This is a genomic window from Parashewanella spongiae (genome assembly GCF_004358345.1).
GTDB lineage: Bacteria > Pseudomonadota > Gammaproteobacteria > Enterobacterales > Shewanellaceae > Parashewanella > Parashewanella spongiae.
In genome coordinates this window covers 746,385-766,273 of record NZ_CP037952.1, presented here as the reverse complement: position 1 = coordinate 766,273, position 19,889 = coordinate 746,385, and the positions used below count along the sequence as shown (strand labels likewise).

The window sequence follows — 19,889 nt, the reverse complement described above, 5'->3', positions numbered from 1 at the left end:
CCTGATCCATCCAAAACAAAAAATCCATTTCCCCTTAAAACAAACAAAGCTTCCAATTGGAAGCTTTGTAACACTTTGGCGTGCAATCAAACTATTGCATTACACCTTAAGACATTATCAATTGTCTTAGTTAACACTGTCTTTGAGTGCTTTACCTGCTTTGAACTTAGGCACTGTTGCTGCAGGAATTTGAATTTCTTTACCCGTTTGTGGGTTACGTCCGGTGCGAGCTGAACGTTGAGAAGTTTCGAAAGAACCGAACCCTAAAATGGCAACCTTATCACCAGATTTAAGAGCACCAGTCACTGCACCTTCAAATGCACTTAGTGCACGAGCGGCTTCAGTTTTTGTTAAGTCAGCTTTTTCAGCCATGATTGCTACTAGTTCGCTTTTATTCATATTGTTTGTCTCTGCTTTCCATAGATAATTAAGAAATAAACGCTTTCAGGTAAGACTTTATATTGAATTCATGAAACGCACAATAGAATTACGACCAATATTAACTTCAGCACAGTTACCCTGTACTTTGCGTACACCAGCAAGTATAGCCACAAATTTAAGAAGTAACAGTATTTGTCTTCAAGTAGTGCTTAGTTTGTTTTGTAAACGCCACAAAAATCTGAAATCCTAATAGTAAAATAATGCTCAACACTAACGGTAACATTGGAATCGTCACGCCTTTAAACGTCACCACAACATCTTCAGGTGTTAATTGATAGGCAATAATAGCCGTCACGCCTAATGCCGAAAATGCGAGGGTTTGAATAGCAAGGTAAACCCGCATGACAATTAGCGTCCAAGGCTTTTGATGCCAAATACCAAAGATAACAGGCGCGGCGCCTAACGTGAATAAATCAACCTCTTGTACTTCAAAAAATCGCCAAACAGCAATTAAAACAACCATAATGTACATCATCATTAACACGCGAAGTAAAGCAGGGATCTTTGACATGTTTTTGCCATCTGTAAAAACTGAAAATGAAAATTAATTATGCCTATTTCGTTCACAAAAGTATTCAATTGCGGAACTTTAATAAGTATTTTCTTTCTAACTCGATATAGTTAATGTGATGAATAATCACGCTTTAGTATAATATTTACGCTCTAATTACACATTATTATACATTATTATACAATTTGAGGAGTCAATGAAATGAAAAAAGCACTGTTAACTCTAATCGCGATCACATTCAGTGGTTCTATTATGGCTCACGACACTGCGGATAAAAATCCGATCACTCAAGATGGCGCGGTCACCATTACTTGGAAAGATCCTACTCACTTTCGTGATATCAAGTCTTCAGGAGAAAGGCAGTCACGCTTTCAAAATCGTTTATTTGAAACACTGACAAAAAATATCAATAAACTGACGTCAAATGTACTCAAAGAAAACCAAACCATCTCCCTTGAGGTAACTAACCTTGATTTAGCGGGAGACGTTAGACCTACATTTAGCGCTGCAAGCAATGATATTAGAGTGATAAAAAACATTTATCCTCCTCGAATTACTTTCAGTTATAAAGTGCTTGAGGGTAAGAATGAGGTTTTCAAGGGTGATGAAAAACTCTCTGATTTGGCGTTTATGGATACCATTCACAATGCGATGAACAAGCCATTCAATTACGAAACCAAATTACTTAAAAACTGGGTAAACCGCACGCTCAAGGAACAACTTTCACAAGATTAAAAAAACAACAAGGTTAAGACACCGTCAGGCCGCGTCTTAACCTTGGTAACAATTTGCACCAAACAGGTTTTATTTCGACTTTTGTTTAAACTCTTGCATCATCTGCAATACGAGCCCTAACTGCGCGACAAGATCTTTGAGTAGCTCCGTATCAGGCTCAGCATCTTTTTTTATATCATCATACAGTTCAACTAACTCTGCGACGTATGGTTTAAAACGATTACTTTCTGTTGAAAAGCCTTGGTCTTTACTGAATATCGCTTTAAATTTTCCTAAACCTGCTTGTTGTAAACTATCTAATCGAGCATCGGCATCAATGGCTTGTCGATATGCTAATTGAATATTTTGTTGTACTTGCTCAAAAACCTTACTGTATGGCATAAAAGACTTCTCAAATAATAAACTTGTAGGATTATAAAAAAAATGAACCTCAGCCGCAAAAACATCCTTCCTTTATTTTTAGCTGCCTTAAGCTTATTTCCGGTTCAGGTTTTTGCCGATGTTAAAGATACGCCACCTTTTTTTAAGGTGCATTTAAACGGCAACACTATGTATTTGTTGGGTTCGGTTCATGTTGGAAAGGCAGATTTCTATCCGCTAACTCCAACAATTCAGCAGCATTTCAATAAAAGCAACACGCTCATTGTTGAGGCCATACCTTCTAAAAATGACACAAAGCTATTAACCCAATACACTGATATGCCAGCCAAAGATAAAAAAATCGACAAGTTATTGAAACAGTATTGCGAGGATAAAATTCAATTTTGTAAAGTAATTGAAAATTTACCGCCTTGGCTACAAGCGGCTCAAATCACGCTTTTCCGTTTAAGTGGAAAAGGGTTTTCACCTCAATTTGGCATTGATGCCTATTTCTTAAAAAATGCTCAACACAAACAAATTGAACAATTGGAAAGCATGGAGTACCAGTTTTCATTACTGAATTCTTTATCGAGTGATACCCAGTGGGCTATGGTCATCGAAGCCATCAAGGGTGAGGATTCAAAACTCAGCAATATGTTTAATTTATGGAGAAATGGCGATCTAAACGGGTTGGCACTACTGACTGAATCAGAGTTAACCCAAAACGGTAATGATGAGTTGATTGATAAGATGTTGTGGCAACGAAATCGAAGTATGAGCGACAAGCTCATTGAGCTGTTATCAGAAAAAAATCAACAAAACAGCTTTTTTGTCGTCGTAGGCGCTGTTCATCTTGTTGGCCAAAACAGCATTAATCAGTTCCTGAAACAACAAGGTGCCGAAGTGATGTACTGCTGGCCAAATCTTTGTGAACAGTAAAACCAATTACAGTTATTAAATTCCCAACTCAGAGCTAAGTACCTGACCATAAGTTTCTTAAGATTTTCTAGTGCCCAGTTTCAGCACTCTACGGTGTTGCAACTTCGGTTACATAGCTACGGCTATGCGCCCTGCATTGCGTCTTGTATAGCACTAAACCTGAACACAATAAATATCAAAGAACTTATCGACAGGTACTTATGTATGTGTTCAAAGTACAAGTGAAATTGATGAAGACATAGTTATTACCGACATACAAAACTGTCGTTATTACATTGCTACGTTGAGACAGTTTTGCGTAGTAATTTGGACACATACAAGCTCCCGAAGGGCAAGGCTAAAGGATTCCATTACTAGGTTACAAGTTTTTGAATTATCCCGACAAAAGCACTAAGTGCGTTGAACGCCAGTTTTGTATGGCGATCTTAGGGTATATAGTACTTCAAACTTGCGCCTTGTACTGAAATCCTTTAGCTCTGCTGAGTGGGAAGTTAATTACTGTAATTGGTATAATTTTTCATCCATAAGTACGGTTAAATTAGCTTCATCATTGGTTGACCCTATTATGTGAAGGGAGCATTGTTTTTATGGTTCGATTTTAATGAATTTTGGACTTATTATGAAAATGATCACATTATTTGGCGTAATTCTAGCCACTTCAACAACTTATGCTCATGCCGACATGCCAACTAAGCGCCCAGGAAAACTCACAGTGTGTTCCTATTCACAGTTCAAACCCATTACTTATGGCGTAGGAAAAGGTTTCGAGGCAGATTACATGCGACATATTGCTCAATCTCTAGATTTAAAAATTGATTTTTTCCCCGAGGAAATTTACGAGCAGCTTTGGTCTATGCCATCAAAAGCTTACACTTTATGTGACGTATCCATCGGTGGGTTTTCAGTTACTCAAACAAGACAAGAGCAAGGTGCAATATTTAGCCTGCCATCAGCTCGCTTCTCACAGTCTCTATTGATAAGAAACTCTGATGCTGATGAATTTGAAAGCTATGCCGATTTCAATCATAAAAGAATTGGTGTTGTCCCCGGTACAACAGGCAAAACATTCGCAGTACAACGAGCTCAAGAAGCTGGTTTAGATGTTAGTTCGGTTATCGTTGACTATGCTGACGAAACGACATTGTTAACAGCGTTAGAAAGTCATGAAATTGATGCAATAGGAAGAGGTGAAATAGGCAATGATTGTCAGGTAAGGGAAAACCCATATTTCAGTACAATACTCAAACGTGATTTTGGCGAATCCTTCAGTTTTGTTGTAAACAATGATGTGTTACTGGAAAACATTAACCACGTGATCATGAGTGAACCTCTTGAATTTTCAATAGAAAATTATTGCCACAATGAACAATAGTTTTCGAGCAAAATAAGTTAGGAACTGTCCCAAAATAACTTCCCTGTTTTGCTGTCGTTTATTTTTGAGCTTATACAAGGCGAAGAAAGTGTGGTGTAGTTACTCTACATAAGCTTTCGACAACACAGTAGAAGCCAAAAATAAACACAGCCCAAAGAGTTACGCTTAAAATTGCCACTCTCTGCGTTACTCATTTTTCATTTAGAATAACTAAACTTCATTCTTCGTGCCTTGATATTGACAATTTTAAGCAGTAACAAATCGGTAAGTTATTTTGAGACAGTTCTTTAGTGCCGAAAACTACCAGCCTCTTTCTCATTTAATGCCACACTCGTAGGATGCAAAAGTAGGTGTTCAATGGCCAGTTTATAGTCTTCAATGAGTAAACTGGCTAAATCGAAACTGAAGCCTCGTTTTACTAATATTCGCTGTACAACTGTCTGCTGCTGATTAACTGGCAAGGCATAAGCTGGTACGAGCCAACCTTTATTCTTTAACCTATCTGCTAAATCATATAAGGTAAATTCATCTGTATTTGGTTTTAGTTTCCAACTCAGCGCCGGAATCCCCCCTTCACCGTTGTAAATAATATCGAAGTAACCAAGCTTATTGATTTCTTCCGCTAAATACACCGCGATATTTCTACAGCACTGGTGGATTGATGTGTAACCTTCTCGTCCGAGATGCAAAAAATTATAATACTGCGAAATGATCTGCCCACTAGGACGAGAAAAATTCAATGCTAGATCAGGCATATTGCCGCCAAGGTAGTTCACATGAAAAATCAACTCCTCGGGTAAATCTGATGCTTCATGCCAAATAATCCAGCCAACACCTAGTGGCGTTAAACCAAACTTATGCCCAGAAGCATTGATGGAACGCACTCTATCAAGCCTAAAGTCCCACTCTAATTCAGGCTGTAAGAAAGGTGCGACAAAGCCACCGCTCGCCGCATCAATATGCATGGGTATATCAATGCCAGTTTCATCTTGGTAATCATCTAATGCATGGGCAATTTCAGCAACGGGATCGTACTGACCTGTGAATGTTACCCCTAATGTGGCTACGACAGCTATGGTATTTTCATCACAATGTACCACAGCACTTTCTGGCGTAAGTAAGTATTGCTCATGCTCCATAGGAACTTCTCTGAGCTCTACGTCCCAATAACGTGCGAATTTGTGCCAGCACACCTGCACAGGGCCTGTCACTATATTTGGTTTATAAAAAGGTAAACCAAGTTGCTTCCTTTGCGCCTGCCATTTTCGTAATAGAGACAGTCCACCGAGCATGGCTGCTTCACTGGAACCGGTTGTTGAAGTACCAACCGCATCTTTTGAATCATCCACGTTCCATAAATCAGATAAAATGCTCACACAGCGTTTTTCGATCTCGGCTGTTTGCGGGTATTCATCTCGGTCAACCATATTTTTATCAATGGCAATTGACATTAAATCGATGACTTCAGGCTCAAACCATGTCTGACAAAAGGTCGCTAAATTTTGTCTTGAGTTACCATCTAACATCAACTCATCTTTAATCAATTGATGTACGACTTGGGATGAATGGCAACCATCTGGTAAGCTGTTTTTTTCAAGCTCATGTTGAGATTCTGGCGAAGTGAATACGCCAGCATTGGATTTGGTTTGCTTGTTATGTAGCATAAAATTTCCCATGAATACAAGTAAATTATATTCAAGCTTAATCGCAATCAGCGCATTTTTCCTGCCAGAATGAAAATAGTTTTCTTTGCTATGCCAACATAAAAAAAGGAGCAAACATGCTCCTTTCAGTAACGCTTCAGATTTCAGTCTATGAAAAATAGCCTGCCGGAAGTTCTGTTAACTCAGAAGCCCCTGAGTCAATAGCAGCCTGTGCAACTGCTCTCGCTATTTGAGGCAATAATCTTGGATCCATAGGCTTTGGCAGAACATATTCAGCGCCAAAGTTAAGCTCTGCCACGTCAGGATAGGCTTCAAGTACATTTTGAAGAACAGGCTCTTTAGCCAATCCTGCCAACGCATAAACCGCTGCGACCTTCATTTCATCATTGATTTCTTTCGCACGTACATCAAGCGCACCACGGAACAAGAAAGGAAAACACAATACGTTATTCACTTGATTTGGATAATCACTGCGGCCCGTCCCCATGATCACGTCAGGGCGTGTTTCTTTAGCAAGCTCAGGTTTAATTTCTGGATCTGGATTCGAACAGGCAAATATCACAGGGTTTTCAGCCATTAACTTAATGTCTTCAGCTGATAAAAGATTTGGCCCTGACAAGCCTAAAAATCCATCTGCACCTTTAATGGCATCCTGTAAAGTACGCTTATCCGTATTGTTAGCGAATAAGGCTTTATATTCGTTTAAATCTTCACGTTGGGTGTGAATGACGCCTTTTCTATCAAGCATATAAATGTGCTCACGCTGTGCGCCACATTTAATTAACATGCTCATACATGCAATGGCTGCCGCACCTGCGCCAAGACAAACAAAAACAGCTTCTTCAATTTTTTTGCCCTGAATTTCTAGGGCGTTAATCATTCCGGCTGCTGTTACAATTGCAGTTCCATGTTGATCATCATGAAATACTGGCACTTTACAACGCTTAATTAACTCTTTCTCAATTTCAAAACACTCAGGCGCTTTAATATCTTCTAGGTTAATCCCACCAAACGTATCTGCAATCGACGCAACGGTGTTAATGAACTGCTCAGGGGTATCATTTGTTACTTCGATGTCAGTTGCATCGATATTGGCAAATGTTTTAAATAGTAAGGCCTTCCCTTCCATGACGGGTTTAGAGGCTAAAGGACCAAGATTACCCAAACCAAGAATCGCCGTACCATTTGAAATAACTGCAACTGTATTTCCTTTGGCGGTATATCGATAAGCATTTTCTGGATCGGCGGCAATTTCTCGTACTGGCTCTGCTACACCGGGGCTGTATGCTAAAGAAAGATCATGACTGGTTTTTGCAGGTTTAGTTAAACAAACGGCCATTTTTCCTGGGGATGGAAATTCATGGTAATCGAGTGCTTGTTGACGAATGTTGGGCATGTTCACGTCCTGAGAGTGTGCTGATTTAGTATTTCTATTACAGAAAATAAAGAGTAAACATAGTGCGAAATAAAATTTGAGGGGTTTCGCAAAATGAGGGGCTAATTTTAGACTTTAACCCATCCTCAAACAAGATATTTATAATGTATAACTTTTACCTAACTAGCTAACTACATTCAATATTTACAACATAATCACTAATAGTTATTAACATAAACAAGCACGTTTTAATGAAATAAAATAACGATTTAGTTATTTAAAATAAAGTTTGGATATTATCTATGTCTTAAAAAATTATTTAATTATATTTACTGACTTTTTTTATCAAAAAATGATAAAAAAGAACACGAGAGGGACAAGGGTTTTAAACAAAAATAAACCTTATAACTATCAGCACATCAGACCAGCACCGAACTTAAAATTCGAACAAAAATTCGTTAAATCAGGTTTTCAGGCATAAAAAAAGCGCCTTTAAGGCGCTTTCCAAGTTCAATGAGAAGTATTTACTTCTTAGACAATGCGCCAAAACGCTTGTTGAACTTGTCGATACGACCGCCACTGTCCATAACTTTCTGTGTACCAGTGTAGAATGGGTGACATGCACCACAAACGTCTAAGTGAAGATCTTTACCTACAGTAGATTTGATCTTAATAACGTTGCCACAAGTACAGTTTGCTGTGATTTCTGCGTAGTCAGGGTGAATACCTGGTTTCATTCGGATTACCTCAAATTTAAGGCCATGTCGCTCTCCCAACCCGAAGCTGGACACCACATGCGTTAAAATAAAAAATTCGTTTTATGAAGGATTCATCAATGACGATCATCCATAAGGCGCAGAATTCTATCTTATACGCCTTAAAGCTTCAAGAGAAAATCAGTAACAAAGGGAGGAAGTGGTGTGGATAAATCATGAGCATTTGTTCATATTTATTTAACCTGAACTTTGAATAACGAAATCTATAAGGGTGTAATTGGTATAATTTACATAAAAACGGAAACCAAGTGACTTTGGGTATTCAAGTATAATACCATATATGGTCGCTCCCAATTTGCAAGGCATTAATTATTAAAAAAACAGGGTTCATTGCTGTCATATATTCGCCTTATTTATCAAAATATTAACCTTGTAGCCCTGATGGTTATCCGCCCCTATTACCTTATCAATTATCACGACCTATAACGGTCTTAGGTATTATCAGGTTTCAATAAAGCGGTGCTGAACCGTTTTTCATCAATTAATGTGTTGCAAATTCTGGAGCAACCCGTTGAATATTAACCTTATTTAGTAGCTTTGCTACTCATTCTCTTTCTTACTGTTAAGCTATTTTCAGCTTGTAATCTTCGTTGTGGTTAAGCATTGCCCAAGCCATACGAGCCATTTTGTTGGCTAAAGCAACAACGGCTTTGTTGAACGGCAAGCGTTGCTTTAGTTCCTGACACCAGCGGCTCACTCGGTCGTTTTTCTTCTCTACCCGAGTGATGACAGAGCGAGCACCGTTAATCAATTGTTTTCTTAAATACGCATTGCCACGCTTACTTATCCCTTTTAAGTTCGGGTTGTCGCCCGTTATGTACTGTTTAGGCACAATGCCAAGCCAAGCACTGAAATGTCGACCATTTTTGAACTGATTACCATCTCCCATTGAGGCATATAAAATGGTCGCAATAATTGGTCCAATTCCTGGCATGGTCATCAGTTGCTGACAAAGTGAATTTTGCTGACTCACTTGCTGTATTTTTACATCAATTTCATTGAGTTTCTTTTTGATATGCAACAATTCTTCTTGTAAGTCACTCAGGCAACCTCGTACGCTATCAGGCAATTCATTTTCAGCATCTTCAAGGATGAAAGGTAACTCTGCTTTCAACTTAGCGGCTCCTTTCGCTACAGTAATACCAAACTCAGCCAATAGACCACGAATTTGATTGCCTAGCTGTTTGCATTTTAGTCCGTTGCTCTCTTATTCGGTGCAGTACTTGTATTCCTTGCTGCTCAACCGTTTTAATCGGGACGAAACGTATAGAGTTTCGTTGAGATGCTTCCGCTATTGCCAAAGCATCGTTGTAATCGTTCTTGTACCCCTTTCTAAAAGGCACTACGTACTGAGGTGCAATGGCTTTCACTTCATGACCCAGCTTGTTAAATTCTCTCGCCCAATGATAGGTACTGCCACAAGCTTCCATAACAATAATTGAAGGCTCAGTGTTCGCTATAAACTTCAGCAACTCTTGACGCTTACGCTTAACTCGTTTAATGACCTTTCCAAATGCGTTAGGGACTGTTGATCTTTCGTGATTGTTTTTACAGCGATAAATTGGTTATTTTATGCAAGGCAGAGGGGTGCTCAGCCTAAATAATGTGAAGATATAAGAAGAAAGTTCCTTTGTTTTAAAAGTTAGGAACATGTAAAGGTAATATGTCCACTTAGTTCTTTCTAAATGATGTTAGCTAAAATTTCAAATTCAAAAAATACCAGATTTTGCTGTTTTAACCTTAAAAATAAGGTTAAAACTAGATATTTTTACCGAAATGGCGACTAAGTAGTTATAAAGGTGAAAGCCATTTACAGGTATTTTTATTTGTTCGCTTACAGAAAGTCAATAAGTTAAAAAACTAACATCAATTAGGCTGAACACCCCTCTGATTGAAGCTGATCTTCGAAGGAAAGCATAGAGTCATTATGTTTAATGGTGAGCAGGATTTGAGTTTCTGAGGAATTCGAAGATATGATGACTGAAGACATAGCGTTATGCAAAGTGGTATAAATTTAAACTCCATAATACTCCATAATACTCCATATTTTTCCATATTTTAATTCAGAGTCTCACATTAGTTGGGCTGAACACCCGTTTTGTATGTCGGTAACAACTATGTCTTCATCAATTTCGATTGCACTTTGAGCAAATACATAGCTCTGAGTTGAGCATTTAATTACTGTAATTGGTATAAGTAGTCAAATTGTTCGCATGATCGTTACAAAATCTTACAGTTTGATGACTTACCACAACTTATTGAGTAGTTACCATTTTGTTTTAATGTTCTAAATGGGTTTGGGGCAAAAATGCGCCAGAAGACCAAGCTAGCAAGGCTTTGGATAAAACCAATTTACGTTCAATTTCATTATTTTTTGTTTGAGTCTGGGATACAACGATGAGCTACCAAACAGCTCCCCTGTGCGGTGGATAATCTTCTGTTATACATTTATAGAATACCTTAAAGCTGAATATTTTTGTATTTATCTTTTCAGTGCGTTATATCTTAGCTTATTAATTCACTCACTTATTGAGTAATGCGATGGCGACAGTGCGCACTCCTGCTGAACAACAATCAATATATGAATCCGTACTCAAAAGCCTCTAAGAATACCCAAGCGAAGCCGTATCCTATCTAAACTTTAAGGTTTCAAAATTTGATGATAATGAAGACTTACAACAGAGTTATCAAGTATTAAGCAATAACAATAAACAAAAGCTGTATGACTTTTTCAACACTGAATCATCGTCGACTCACTCCAACTCTCACACGCGAGAGGCTCATAATTGTGAGAATCCAAGTAATGTTTGCCCATATTTTGCAACTGAGCCCTTCTCCAATGCTCCACAATCAAACACTCAATATGCTAAGCAAATACACCAACCATCTTCCTCCCCTAATTCCTTTGATACTCAGACCCGTGCGCTCATTCACTCTTGAAAACTTGAACAGAAAAGCAAAAATCAACTGGGTATTGAGTTAAATGCATTAATTAGTGGTTGCACTAAACTTTCGAAGCTTATTGAAATCATTCACACCCTAAAAAACGACAAACGGGTCATGGAAACATCATGGAACATAAGGTTAGTCCATGAATTGTTGCACAAAGCTACCGAGTTTTCTGACAGCCATTCATCTAATTTTGATGGTATTTTTAGTGGCATAACACGATTTAAATCTTCTTATGAAGCGAAAACATGCACGCTATTACTGAAATTAAGTAAGTTAAATTTAAATTTTTCAGATGCCAAAGGATTAGTGCTAGGCAATGCAGCTGAAGTCAGCCTAATGCAACAATGGGGCATTAAGCCTGATATTTTCATTTACAATGCCTTTATCTCGGTATGCACTAAAACTGGCCAGTTTGATAGTGCTTGGCGACTGGTGTGTGGTGATAAGCCCGTGATGGCACCTTATCTACCACTAAAGGCAGATTCAATCACCTGCACGAATTTGCTGACGGCCTGCGCTGAAACGGGGCGTTATGCCGAAGCCAAATCATTGGTGTTGGGCGATGGCGATACAGCCAGCTTGATGCAACAATGGGTCATCAAGCCTAATGTTGCCATTTACAATGCCTTTATCACGGTATGCGCTAAAACGGGCCAGTTTGATAGTGCTTGGCAACTGATGTGTGGTGATAAGCCCGTGATGGCACCTCATCTACCATTAAAAGCAGATTTAATCACCTGCATGAATTTGCTGGCTGCCTGCGCTGAAATGGAGCGTTTTACAGAAGCCAGATCGTTGGTGTTGGGCGATGCAGCTACAGCCAGCTTAATGCAACAATGGGGTATCAAGCCTAATGTTGCCATTTACAATGCCTTTATCACGGTATGCGCTAAAACGGGCCAGTTTGATAGTGCTTGGCAACTGGTGTGTGGTGATAAGCCCTTGATGGCACCTCAACTACCACTAAAGGCAGATTCAATCACCTGCCTGAATTTGCTGACGGCCTGCGCTGAACCGGGACGTTATGCCGAAGCCAAATCATTGGTGTTAGGCGATGGCAATACAGTTACATCCAGCTTAATGCAGCAATGGGGTATCAAACCTAATGTTGCCATTTACAATGCCTTTATTAAAGTATGTATTAAGGCTAAGGAATTTGACACTGGAATATGGTATTTAGAAAAAATAATGAAAAAATGTAACATGAGTACTCCTTCACAAATACATGCTCAACTTGCGCCGCTTGAAAAAGATAATTTCGCAAGCATGATTGATAAAGGGATAACACAAGGAATATATAAAAAAAATGTTGGCTTAATGAATCATTGTATAGATTTGCATATGGATAAAATATTCGAAGGACATTCAGGCAATGATACACATATTCAAGGTGTTTCATTAGCTTTCGCAAAACTATTATTTTGTTACCACAAACAAAACAATGAACCCAACATAACATCGATCATAACTGGATGCCATGGCAATAATACTTTAAAAAATGGAATGATAAGTTTTCTCAAAGATGAATTTGGACTTGAGTTTATCGAGGATAAATTCAAGTCTGGAATGATTGTATTGCTAGACACCCCCTTAGACTTCCCCTTAGAGAAGCTGCAACTTAGGTTATACTCTCATTCGAAGTTCAAAACCAATAACAAAGTGTGCGTATTTTACTGATATATAAAAAAATGTGAGAGTTAGTGTGTTATAATTTTGTTGCTTAGACAAAAACTAAAACACACCAACTCTCAGACAAATATTGACATGAAATCACTTTCGCTTCCATCACTTACTTCTAATTTTTTACAGCGTTCAGGCATTCAAATTAATAATTCGTTCAGCACATCATGGAAACTGCTTGGTTTTGTTTCAATGTTGACATCTTGTGGCTTCAGTAAACGTTCGGGTATTGAAGCAACCGAAGTCGTTTACTTACTAATGCTTTGGGTTTGGTTGAAAGTTGACACCATATCTATGTTTGCTAATAGAGTCACTACTCAGCCAAAGTCTGTGACTCAAGAAACCTGCTTTGCGACAGTCTACAAAAATTAGATTTTGCTTGTAAATTATGGGGCTTATTTAAGGCTTTGTTCAGCGATGCAGTTTCTAGTATTTCTTCGTTATCAACAACAGAAAGCGAAATCATACTGAATAAAATCAACGAAGAAATGACCTCGTTTTTTAATCAAGTCTTGCAAATGGATACTTTTACATTACGCCAAGAGGCTATTTTTACTGGAAAGTACCTATGATTTTAGTTAAAAATGAACACCGAAACTTGAGTATCTAATAATATCACTGGCTCTTACAAAACAGCCTAAGTACACTTAACGTATTCATTCTGTTTATCATCATTTTATGTCTACTTTTGTGGAAATTGCATTACCTGTTCCATTGCGTCGAAACTTCAGTTATCGTTTACCTGAAAATATACAAGGCGATGTGTGTATTGGTGCCCGTGTTAAAGTGCCTTTTGGCCCTCAACAACTCATTGGTTTGGTACTAAGTCTTACTAATGAATGTGATGTCCCCGAAAATAAGATTAAGTTCATCACTGCTGTACTAGATGATAAACCGCTACTCCCCTCTAGCCTTTCAAAACTCTGTGATTGGGCAGCAGGATATTACTTTTGCAGCCACGGGCAAATGTTAAGCCAAGCTTTACCAGTGGCATTACGTAAAGGTGCAGACAGTCAGCAAGGTACCATATCTGAGCTTCAACTCACTCACACTGGTCTTGCACTCGATTTTGATACCCTCAAAAGATCACCGGCACAAAAGCGATTATTGGAAACACTCAAAACACAGCCGCTTACTCAGCTTGAATTTAATGATCTTGAACTCAGTAAAGCCGCATTAAAAGCGACCCGAGATAAAGGCTGGGTGGAACAAATTGAGCGCCAAATTCAAACTGATTTGACATGGCGTTCACACCTTACTCTGCTTGAGGCTCCTCATCGTCTTAACAAAGAGCAAGCCGTTGCTGTCGCAACCCTCTCAAATCAAGATGGTTATCATTGCAGCTTACTTGAAGGGGTTACAGGCTCAGGAAAAACTGAAGTTTACCTTGCGGTACTTGAATCTGTCTTAAAGCAAGGCAAACAAGCACTGATTTTAGTGCCAGAGATTGGCTTAACACCGCAAACCATTAGCCGTTTTAAACGTCGCTTTGATGTTACTGTCGCTGTGATGCATTCAGCTCTCACCGACAAACAACGTCTAGAAGCATGGCAATTGGCTCGTTCAGGCGAAGCCGTCATCATAATTGGTACACGTTCAGCACTATTTAGCCCGATGCCATATCCCGGCATCATCATATTGGATGAAGAACATGATTCCAGCTTTAAACAACAAGAAGGCGTAAAATATCATGCTAGAGATCTCGCCGTTATGCGTGGGCATATTGAAAACATTCCGGTTATTTTAGGCTCAGCAACACCTTCACTTGAAACTTTACAAAATGCGTTAAATGGTCGATATCAACATTTGTCGTTAACCCACCGAGCGGGAGTGGCTGAAAAAGTTCGTCAAGGTATTATTGATATTCGAAATCAACCTTTAAAAGCTGGAATGTCAGCGGCTTTGATTAATGAAATCCGTATTCACTTGGATTCAGGTAATCAAGTTCTGCTCTTTCTTAATCGCCGTGGGTTTTCTCCGGCCTTACTGTGCCACGAATGTGGACATTTGCATGAATGTGACCGTTGCGACGCCTTTTTCACTGTACATCAAGGGCTTAATGAAATCCGCTGTCATCATTGCGGTAACCAGTATGCAATACCAAAACAATGTCATCAATGTGGCAGTACCATGTTGATTGGTCAAGGTATTGGCACAGAACAACTCGAACAAGCATTACAGAATGAATTTCCTAACTATCCGGTAGTGCGAATAGATCGCGATAGTACAAGACGAAAAGGCTCTCTAGAAAGCCACTTAAATGCTATTCATAAAGGGGAGTTCAAGATATTGGTTGGTACTCAAATGCTAGCAAAAGGTCACCACTTTCCTGACGTGACTTTGGTTGGTTTATTGGATGTGGATGGCGCACTATTTAGCGCTGACTTTCGAGCACCAGAGCGCTTTGGTCAACTTTACACACAAGTCGCCGGACGGGCTGGACGGGCAACAAAACCCGGCACTGTATTGTTACAGACACACCAAAGCGATAACCCGTTATTACGAGACTTGCTAAACCGTGGATATGGTGAATTTGCGCGTAGCCAACTGAATGAACGACAACAAGCCTTATTGCCACCAGCTTGGCATATGGTGTTAATTCGCGCTGAAGCTCACAATGCTGAAGATGCTGACGCATTTCTTCATAAACTTGGCCAATTGTTACCTCAAAATGAAGCCTGTGAAATTATTGGCCCAATGCCTGCGCCCATGGATAGAAAAGCAGGAAAGTTTCGCCGCCATTTAATGTTTCAATGCAAACATCGTAAAATGCTGCAACAAGCTTTTTCTCATGCGCAAACACAAGCCGAGTTATTACCAGAAGCTAAGAAATGCCGTTGGAGCATTGATAGAGATCCTCAAGACTTACTGTAACACATTGTATTAAAAATTTATTCTTGTTGAATTTGGATTATAAGATTTGATTATTTATTAGCTCATCATTAGAAGAATAGACTCATTATTTATTCCATTTTGAATGAGTATTAATTATGAGAAGAACAATACAAACTATCTACTGCTTAACTTTATTACTTTATTCAACAATCTCCTACGCTACTCTAACCATTGATTTACCGACTGACATAGCAAAAGGGCCACACAATATTGTTTATATAGCAAATACCGATCACAACGCAATTCTTCAATGCGTGATAACCAATAATGGCCTTTCTGCCTGCCAAAACTTTCAAGTACCTAATTTAATCGAGCCCTATAACATTGTAGCCATTGCTCCGTCTTCTAGCGATGTTGCACACCCCGATCAGCGACGTTTATATATTTTAAAAAGAAATTCAAATCAGCTTTACTCGTTGCTTACTAATAATGACGGTAGAATAACCAACCAATCCAGACTTGCTGATTTTGCAACATCACGAGAAATAATGAGTATTAGTTCCTTAAGTGGCAACATATTACATATGGAGCGAAGTAATTTTACGAACGATGGGATCACCCACTTCTCTATTGCTGACTCGACTCGCTACGGTGCGCTCGCTCATTGTACCTTAAGTTTTACATCTGCCTCAGTAACGAACTGCTCAGCTGTTATGAGTGTTTCTGAAAACAACATGTCTTATACTGCCAACTTACCGCAATTTCATTTTAACAACAATGGGATGGAAATTTACGGTTTAGGCTTAACTGCATCAACCCTTTCAAGTACAGCGGTTAGAAGATTAATCCGTGCAGATGTTGGAATGGAAGGTGATTTAAGCGGCTTTGTAGATAGGAATTCTGCTCCCAGCTCTAACACAATTACCATAAATAATAATGCGTTTTCTTTGCTGAAAAACAGTGAACGATACTTGGTGAGTTACGATACTGTTCAGGAATTTTCAAAAACAGAAGTTTCTACCTTGGGTAATTTATTTCCTACTGAGGGTTTCTCATCCAACAATTTTATCGCTCCCGAAGTCAGTAATGCTGTCTTGAAGCAAATTGCTCACCCAAGCTCTTTGACTGGCAATACTTTAAGTGCCACAGAGTTTGCTTTATTTACTGATGACAACCAGATCAATAAATGTACTTATTTACCTCAACGACAGGCTAGTGAAGGTATAGACGCACGAGATGCACAATTTCAATGTCAAAACGCCATCCAACATATCAGTATTGAAGACGAAACCGGGCGTGCTCTCTCTTCGGGAACAACGATCAACCTAACACCTGAAAACAGCGATAGTTCGACAGTAAAACACGGGCACTTCATCTTCAGAAATCTCAATTACAGCACCCTCTCGGCATCTGAACTTACCAATACATTTGATACTATACCTAGCGAAATGAGAAATATCTTTAGCGGAACGTGCCTTGGGATCAATAATATTGGGGACTCACCGAATATAAAACAAGACTTCACCGAAAAAGTTGATACCAGCTCAAGCTCTGTTACGAGAAATGACATTTGTACCTTAAATTATGATTTAGACAATGCCAGCTCAGCCATCACCCGAGGGGATAATGAGCCTCTGATACTGGGCTTTACGGTTAGCAACAATGGACAATCAACTGACTATAATATTAAATTTACCTTTAATATCGAGGCAGACAGCTCACCCAAGATCACATTTCGGACAACAAGACGCAGCCCGGTAAGGACTAACAGCCTAGATCTAAGAGCAGGAGACAGAGGTTCTATATTTGTTGTTAATCATGCGTCAAGAAACATAAATGCAAGTAATTTAATATTTAGTTTAGGTAGTAATAGCCAAGGTTCAGAAGACTTTAACCGTGTGTTTGATCCTAATTCTCCCTGCTTGGTTTCAGGCTTGATTTTACAGGCGGAAGCAAGCTGTGAACTTAGATATCAAGTAGCTGTAGATCATGGCGCGCTTTCATTGCCACTCAATCTATCTAGCACACATAATAATGATCCCTCGAACAATATTTCGCCTCTTATGGTTAATATCGCGACAGCAGCTCAAATTGTAGCTAGAAATGCAAACGGAATGATGGAGGATTTAGCTCAGATTCGTTTTGATTTATCCACACCCAAAACCATTAGGCTAGTAAATATCGGTTCAGCCGCGGTCAACAATTTTTCAATCCATTTTGAAAATACGCCTCAAGATGTTCAAGATTTGTTTACCAGCATGGGCCGCCATAGTACTTGTCTAACCACAAGCAACTTAGCTCCAAGTTCTTCCTCTGGCACGGAAGGAGGAAGTTGCACATTAATGTTTACACCAAATGATTCACTGAGCTCAAGCACTGCAAATAATTACTCCATATCGGCCAATAACCCCGATAATATCCAAGCACTGACTATAAATAATGTAAGAATTACAGCACACCTTACTACATCAAGATTAGCCATACTCAATTCTCAAAATGGCCCGCTTTCACGTATTTATCAATACGCAAACGACCAAATGCAAACGGTCACAATCACAAATAACACAGGCGTAACAATAAATGATTTAACCATATCACCTTCAAGGGAAAATGCTCCTCAAGGCACTATAATTTCCAATCCTCCTTCGGCTACCAACAGTAATTGTTATCAACTGATACAAAGCGAAACACATGCTCTAGAAAATGGACAATCATGCACCATCAGCTTCCGTATTCCAGCACATACAGACAGAGATTACCACTCAGACACCTCATTTAGGATTTCCTATGGAAATGGATTGCATTCACGAGCGTTTCAAGCTCACTTAAGGGGGCAGTCACAATTGTTTCTGTCAGCAACCGAGGACTTCTACAGAGAAGACAGGCCGATAAGCATTAGTGTGGTTGACTCATCTGTACGCTTTGACTTATCAAATCACACATTAATGTTATTTATAACTAATAACTCGCACCAAAATTTAACGTTGAGAAGCAATGACTTTATACCAACAGAGCTTAAGCCGTTTATATCTCAGAATGCCTGTAGTAGTGGCACAGTACTAGCACTAGGAAGGAGATGCAGAGTGTCTCTTTTATTTGATGAGTCCGTACCCCACTTAGGTGATTACCCACTAACACTGGACGCTGAAGAATCTGGCCTATACACAATTCCACTGAGAATACTTAGCCCTTCAATGGACAAAATCCAAGTCGATAATAGAGGTGGGTACATTATGTCTGTGCTCTACACAAAATACTATGATAATTCAGATGGTAATGACGAGCATTGCAGTGGAAGTAACGCTTGCTTTTCCCAAGAGTCAACGGGTAATTTCTCAAATCCAAGTAGCCGAACTTTCAATAATGTAAGACATCGAGAACTCACAATGAAAATTATGACGGGTAAAACTAAAAAATTACTGTCTTGCCGTGGAGGAAAAGCACGCTGCACTAGAGCTACAGTTAATCCAAGTTGTTATTATTACAATAGTGACGAGGCCACTGACGAAGCGAATGCTCAAAACCTCTGCTTACACCTAAATCCCACTGCGGTTCATTCCCAAAAAGGTTTACGTTAATTACTGCGGCATTTTATTTTCCCTGCCCATATTCGAGTATGGGCAGGGAAAATCCAATAAATATCCTTATCCTTTGTTCAAATTAGGACAAGTTCAATAACAATGTGGCAGAGCCATGCTGATTGAGCAAGGATTACTGAACAATTTAAAAGCCTTACAGCAAGAATTCCCTAGCTCTCCAGTGGTGTGAATTGACTGCGATAGCACAGCCGATTTATTGCCAGAAGCTAGGGTCTGTTGATCTTTCGTGATTGTTTTTGCAGCGATAAATTGGTTATTTTATGCAAGGCAGAGTTTGTGAGGTTTGGTTATTATCGACATACAAAACTGTCGTTACTTCGTTTCCAAATAAGAAAACGATAACGCAGCAGAAATGACCAATTTACGCTGTCTTCGATGCTTTTGAGCATTCACTGTTCTGTGTTTTGATCAGCTCACATAGATGGCTAAGCATCACTGCTCACGCCTTGAACCTAAAAACATCAGTTGAACGCTGAGTATATGAGTAACTGTTTGAGTCAATAAGATGACTTTATTATCATGGCTTTCACCCAATGAGTGAAGTGCTCTACGCTCACAAGCTTGCTAAAATGACTGCTATCTGCGTTGTAACTTTTGCAAGTAGAATAACTACTTGCTGCAAGCTACGCCTTACTATCAGCCATTTTTTC

Annotated in this window: 13 protein-coding genes and 1 pseudogene; 7 read left to right on the top strand and 7 right to left on the bottom strand. The window is 39.2% G+C overall.

Features of this window, described 5'->3' with window-relative positions:
- Nucleotides 1-126: 126 nt before the first annotated feature.
- Both E2I05_RS02730 and E2I05_RS02725 read right to left on the bottom strand, forming a co-directional pair.
- Entirely contained in the window at nt 127-399 is a 273-nt protein-coding gene (locus tag E2I05_RS02730; RefSeq protein ID WP_121853005.1) for an HU family DNA-binding protein, read from the bottom strand.
- Between the two features lie 157 nt (nt 400-556).
- Nucleotides 557-952 carry a hypothetical protein gene (locus E2I05_RS02725; protein WP_243641059.1) on the bottom strand — a complete coding sequence of 132 codons (396 nt, stop codon included), beginning with the start codon at nt 950-952 and terminating at the stop codon, nt 557-559.
- 201 nt (nt 953-1,153) lie between these two features.
- On the opposite strand from E2I05_RS02725, the gene E2I05_RS02720 reads away from it, so the two are divergent.
- Nucleotides 1,154-1,687, top strand: coding sequence for a DUF3016 domain-containing protein (locus E2I05_RS02720; RefSeq protein WP_121853006.1), 534 nt, complete (start codon nt 1,154-1,156; stop codon nt 1,685-1,687).
- A gap of 69 nt (nt 1,688-1,756) precedes the next feature.
- Here E2I05_RS02720 and E2I05_RS02715 read toward each other — a convergent pair whose 3' ends face one another.
- On the bottom strand, nt 1,757-2,068 hold the full coding sequence (locus E2I05_RS02715; protein WP_121853007.1) for a prephenate dehydrogenase: 312 nt from the start codon (nt 2,066-2,068) through the stop codon (nt 1,757-1,759).
- A gap of 42 nt (nt 2,069-2,110) precedes the next feature.
- Here E2I05_RS02715 and E2I05_RS02710 point away from each other — a divergent pair, with 42 nt between their 5' ends.
- Both E2I05_RS02710 and E2I05_RS02705 read left to right on the top strand, forming a co-directional pair.
- Nucleotides 2,111-2,986, top strand: coding sequence for a TraB/GumN family protein (locus E2I05_RS02710; RefSeq protein ID WP_121853008.1), 876 nt, complete (start codon nt 2,111-2,113; stop codon nt 2,984-2,986).
- Nucleotides 2,987-3,605: 619 nt separating this feature from the next.
- Nucleotides 3,606-4,358 carry a substrate-binding periplasmic protein gene (locus E2I05_RS02705; protein WP_165905457.1) on the top strand — a complete coding sequence of 251 codons (753 nt, stop codon included), beginning with the start codon at nt 3,606-3,608 and terminating at the stop codon, nt 4,356-4,358.
- 287 nt (nt 4,359-4,645) lie between these two features.
- On the opposite strand, the gene gad is transcribed toward E2I05_RS02705, so the two are convergent.
- From gad to E2I05_RS22900, 4 genes and pseudogenes are all read right to left on the bottom strand, one after another.
- Nucleotides 4,646-6,022 carry a glutamate decarboxylase gene (gene gad, locus E2I05_RS02700; RefSeq protein WP_121853028.1) on the bottom strand — a complete coding sequence of 459 codons (1,377 nt, stop codon included), beginning with the start codon at nt 6,020-6,022 and terminating at the stop codon, nt 4,646-4,648.
- Nucleotides 6,023-6,170: 148 nt separating this feature from the next.
- Nucleotides 6,171-7,418, bottom strand: a complete 1,248-nt coding sequence (locus E2I05_RS02695) for a malic enzyme-like NAD(P)-binding protein (protein ID WP_121853010.1) — start codon at nt 7,416-7,418, stop codon at nt 6,171-6,173.
- 503 nt (nt 7,419-7,921) lie between these two features.
- Nucleotides 7,922-8,134, bottom strand: coding sequence for a 50S ribosomal protein L31 (rpmE, locus tag E2I05_RS02690; RefSeq protein WP_121853011.1), 213 nt, complete (start codon nt 8,132-8,134; stop codon nt 7,922-7,924).
- Nucleotides 8,135-8,735: 601 nt separating this feature from the next.
- Nucleotides 8,736-9,735: pseudogene (locus E2I05_RS22900) on the bottom strand (IS110 family RNA-guided transposase).
- A 1,498-nt stretch (nt 9,736-11,233) separates the two neighbouring features.
- On the opposite strand from E2I05_RS22900, the gene E2I05_RS02675 reads away from it, so the two are divergent.
- From E2I05_RS02675 to E2I05_RS02660, 4 genes are all read left to right on the top strand, one after another.
- A complete protein-coding gene (locus E2I05_RS02675; protein WP_121853014.1) occupies nt 11,234-12,802 on the top strand; it encodes a pentatricopeptide repeat-containing protein in 1,569 nt (522 codons plus the stop codon).
- Nucleotides 12,803-12,889: 87 nt separating this feature from the next.
- Nucleotides 12,890-13,177, top strand: coding sequence for a hypothetical protein (locus tag E2I05_RS02670; RefSeq protein ID WP_179952735.1), 288 nt, complete (start codon nt 12,890-12,892; stop codon nt 13,175-13,177).
- Nucleotides 13,178-13,483: 306 nt separating this feature from the next.
- Nucleotides 13,484-15,679, top strand: coding sequence for a primosomal protein N' (priA, locus tag E2I05_RS02665; protein ID WP_121853015.1), 2,196 nt, complete (start codon nt 13,484-13,486; stop codon nt 15,677-15,679).
- A 116-nt stretch (nt 15,680-15,795) separates the two neighbouring features.
- Nucleotides 15,796-19,218: a hypothetical protein gene (locus E2I05_RS02660; RefSeq protein WP_121853016.1), complete on the top strand. Its 3,423-nt coding sequence runs from the start codon at nt 15,796-15,798 to the stop codon at nt 19,216-19,218.
- Nucleotides 19,219-19,889 lie beyond the last annotated feature (671 nt).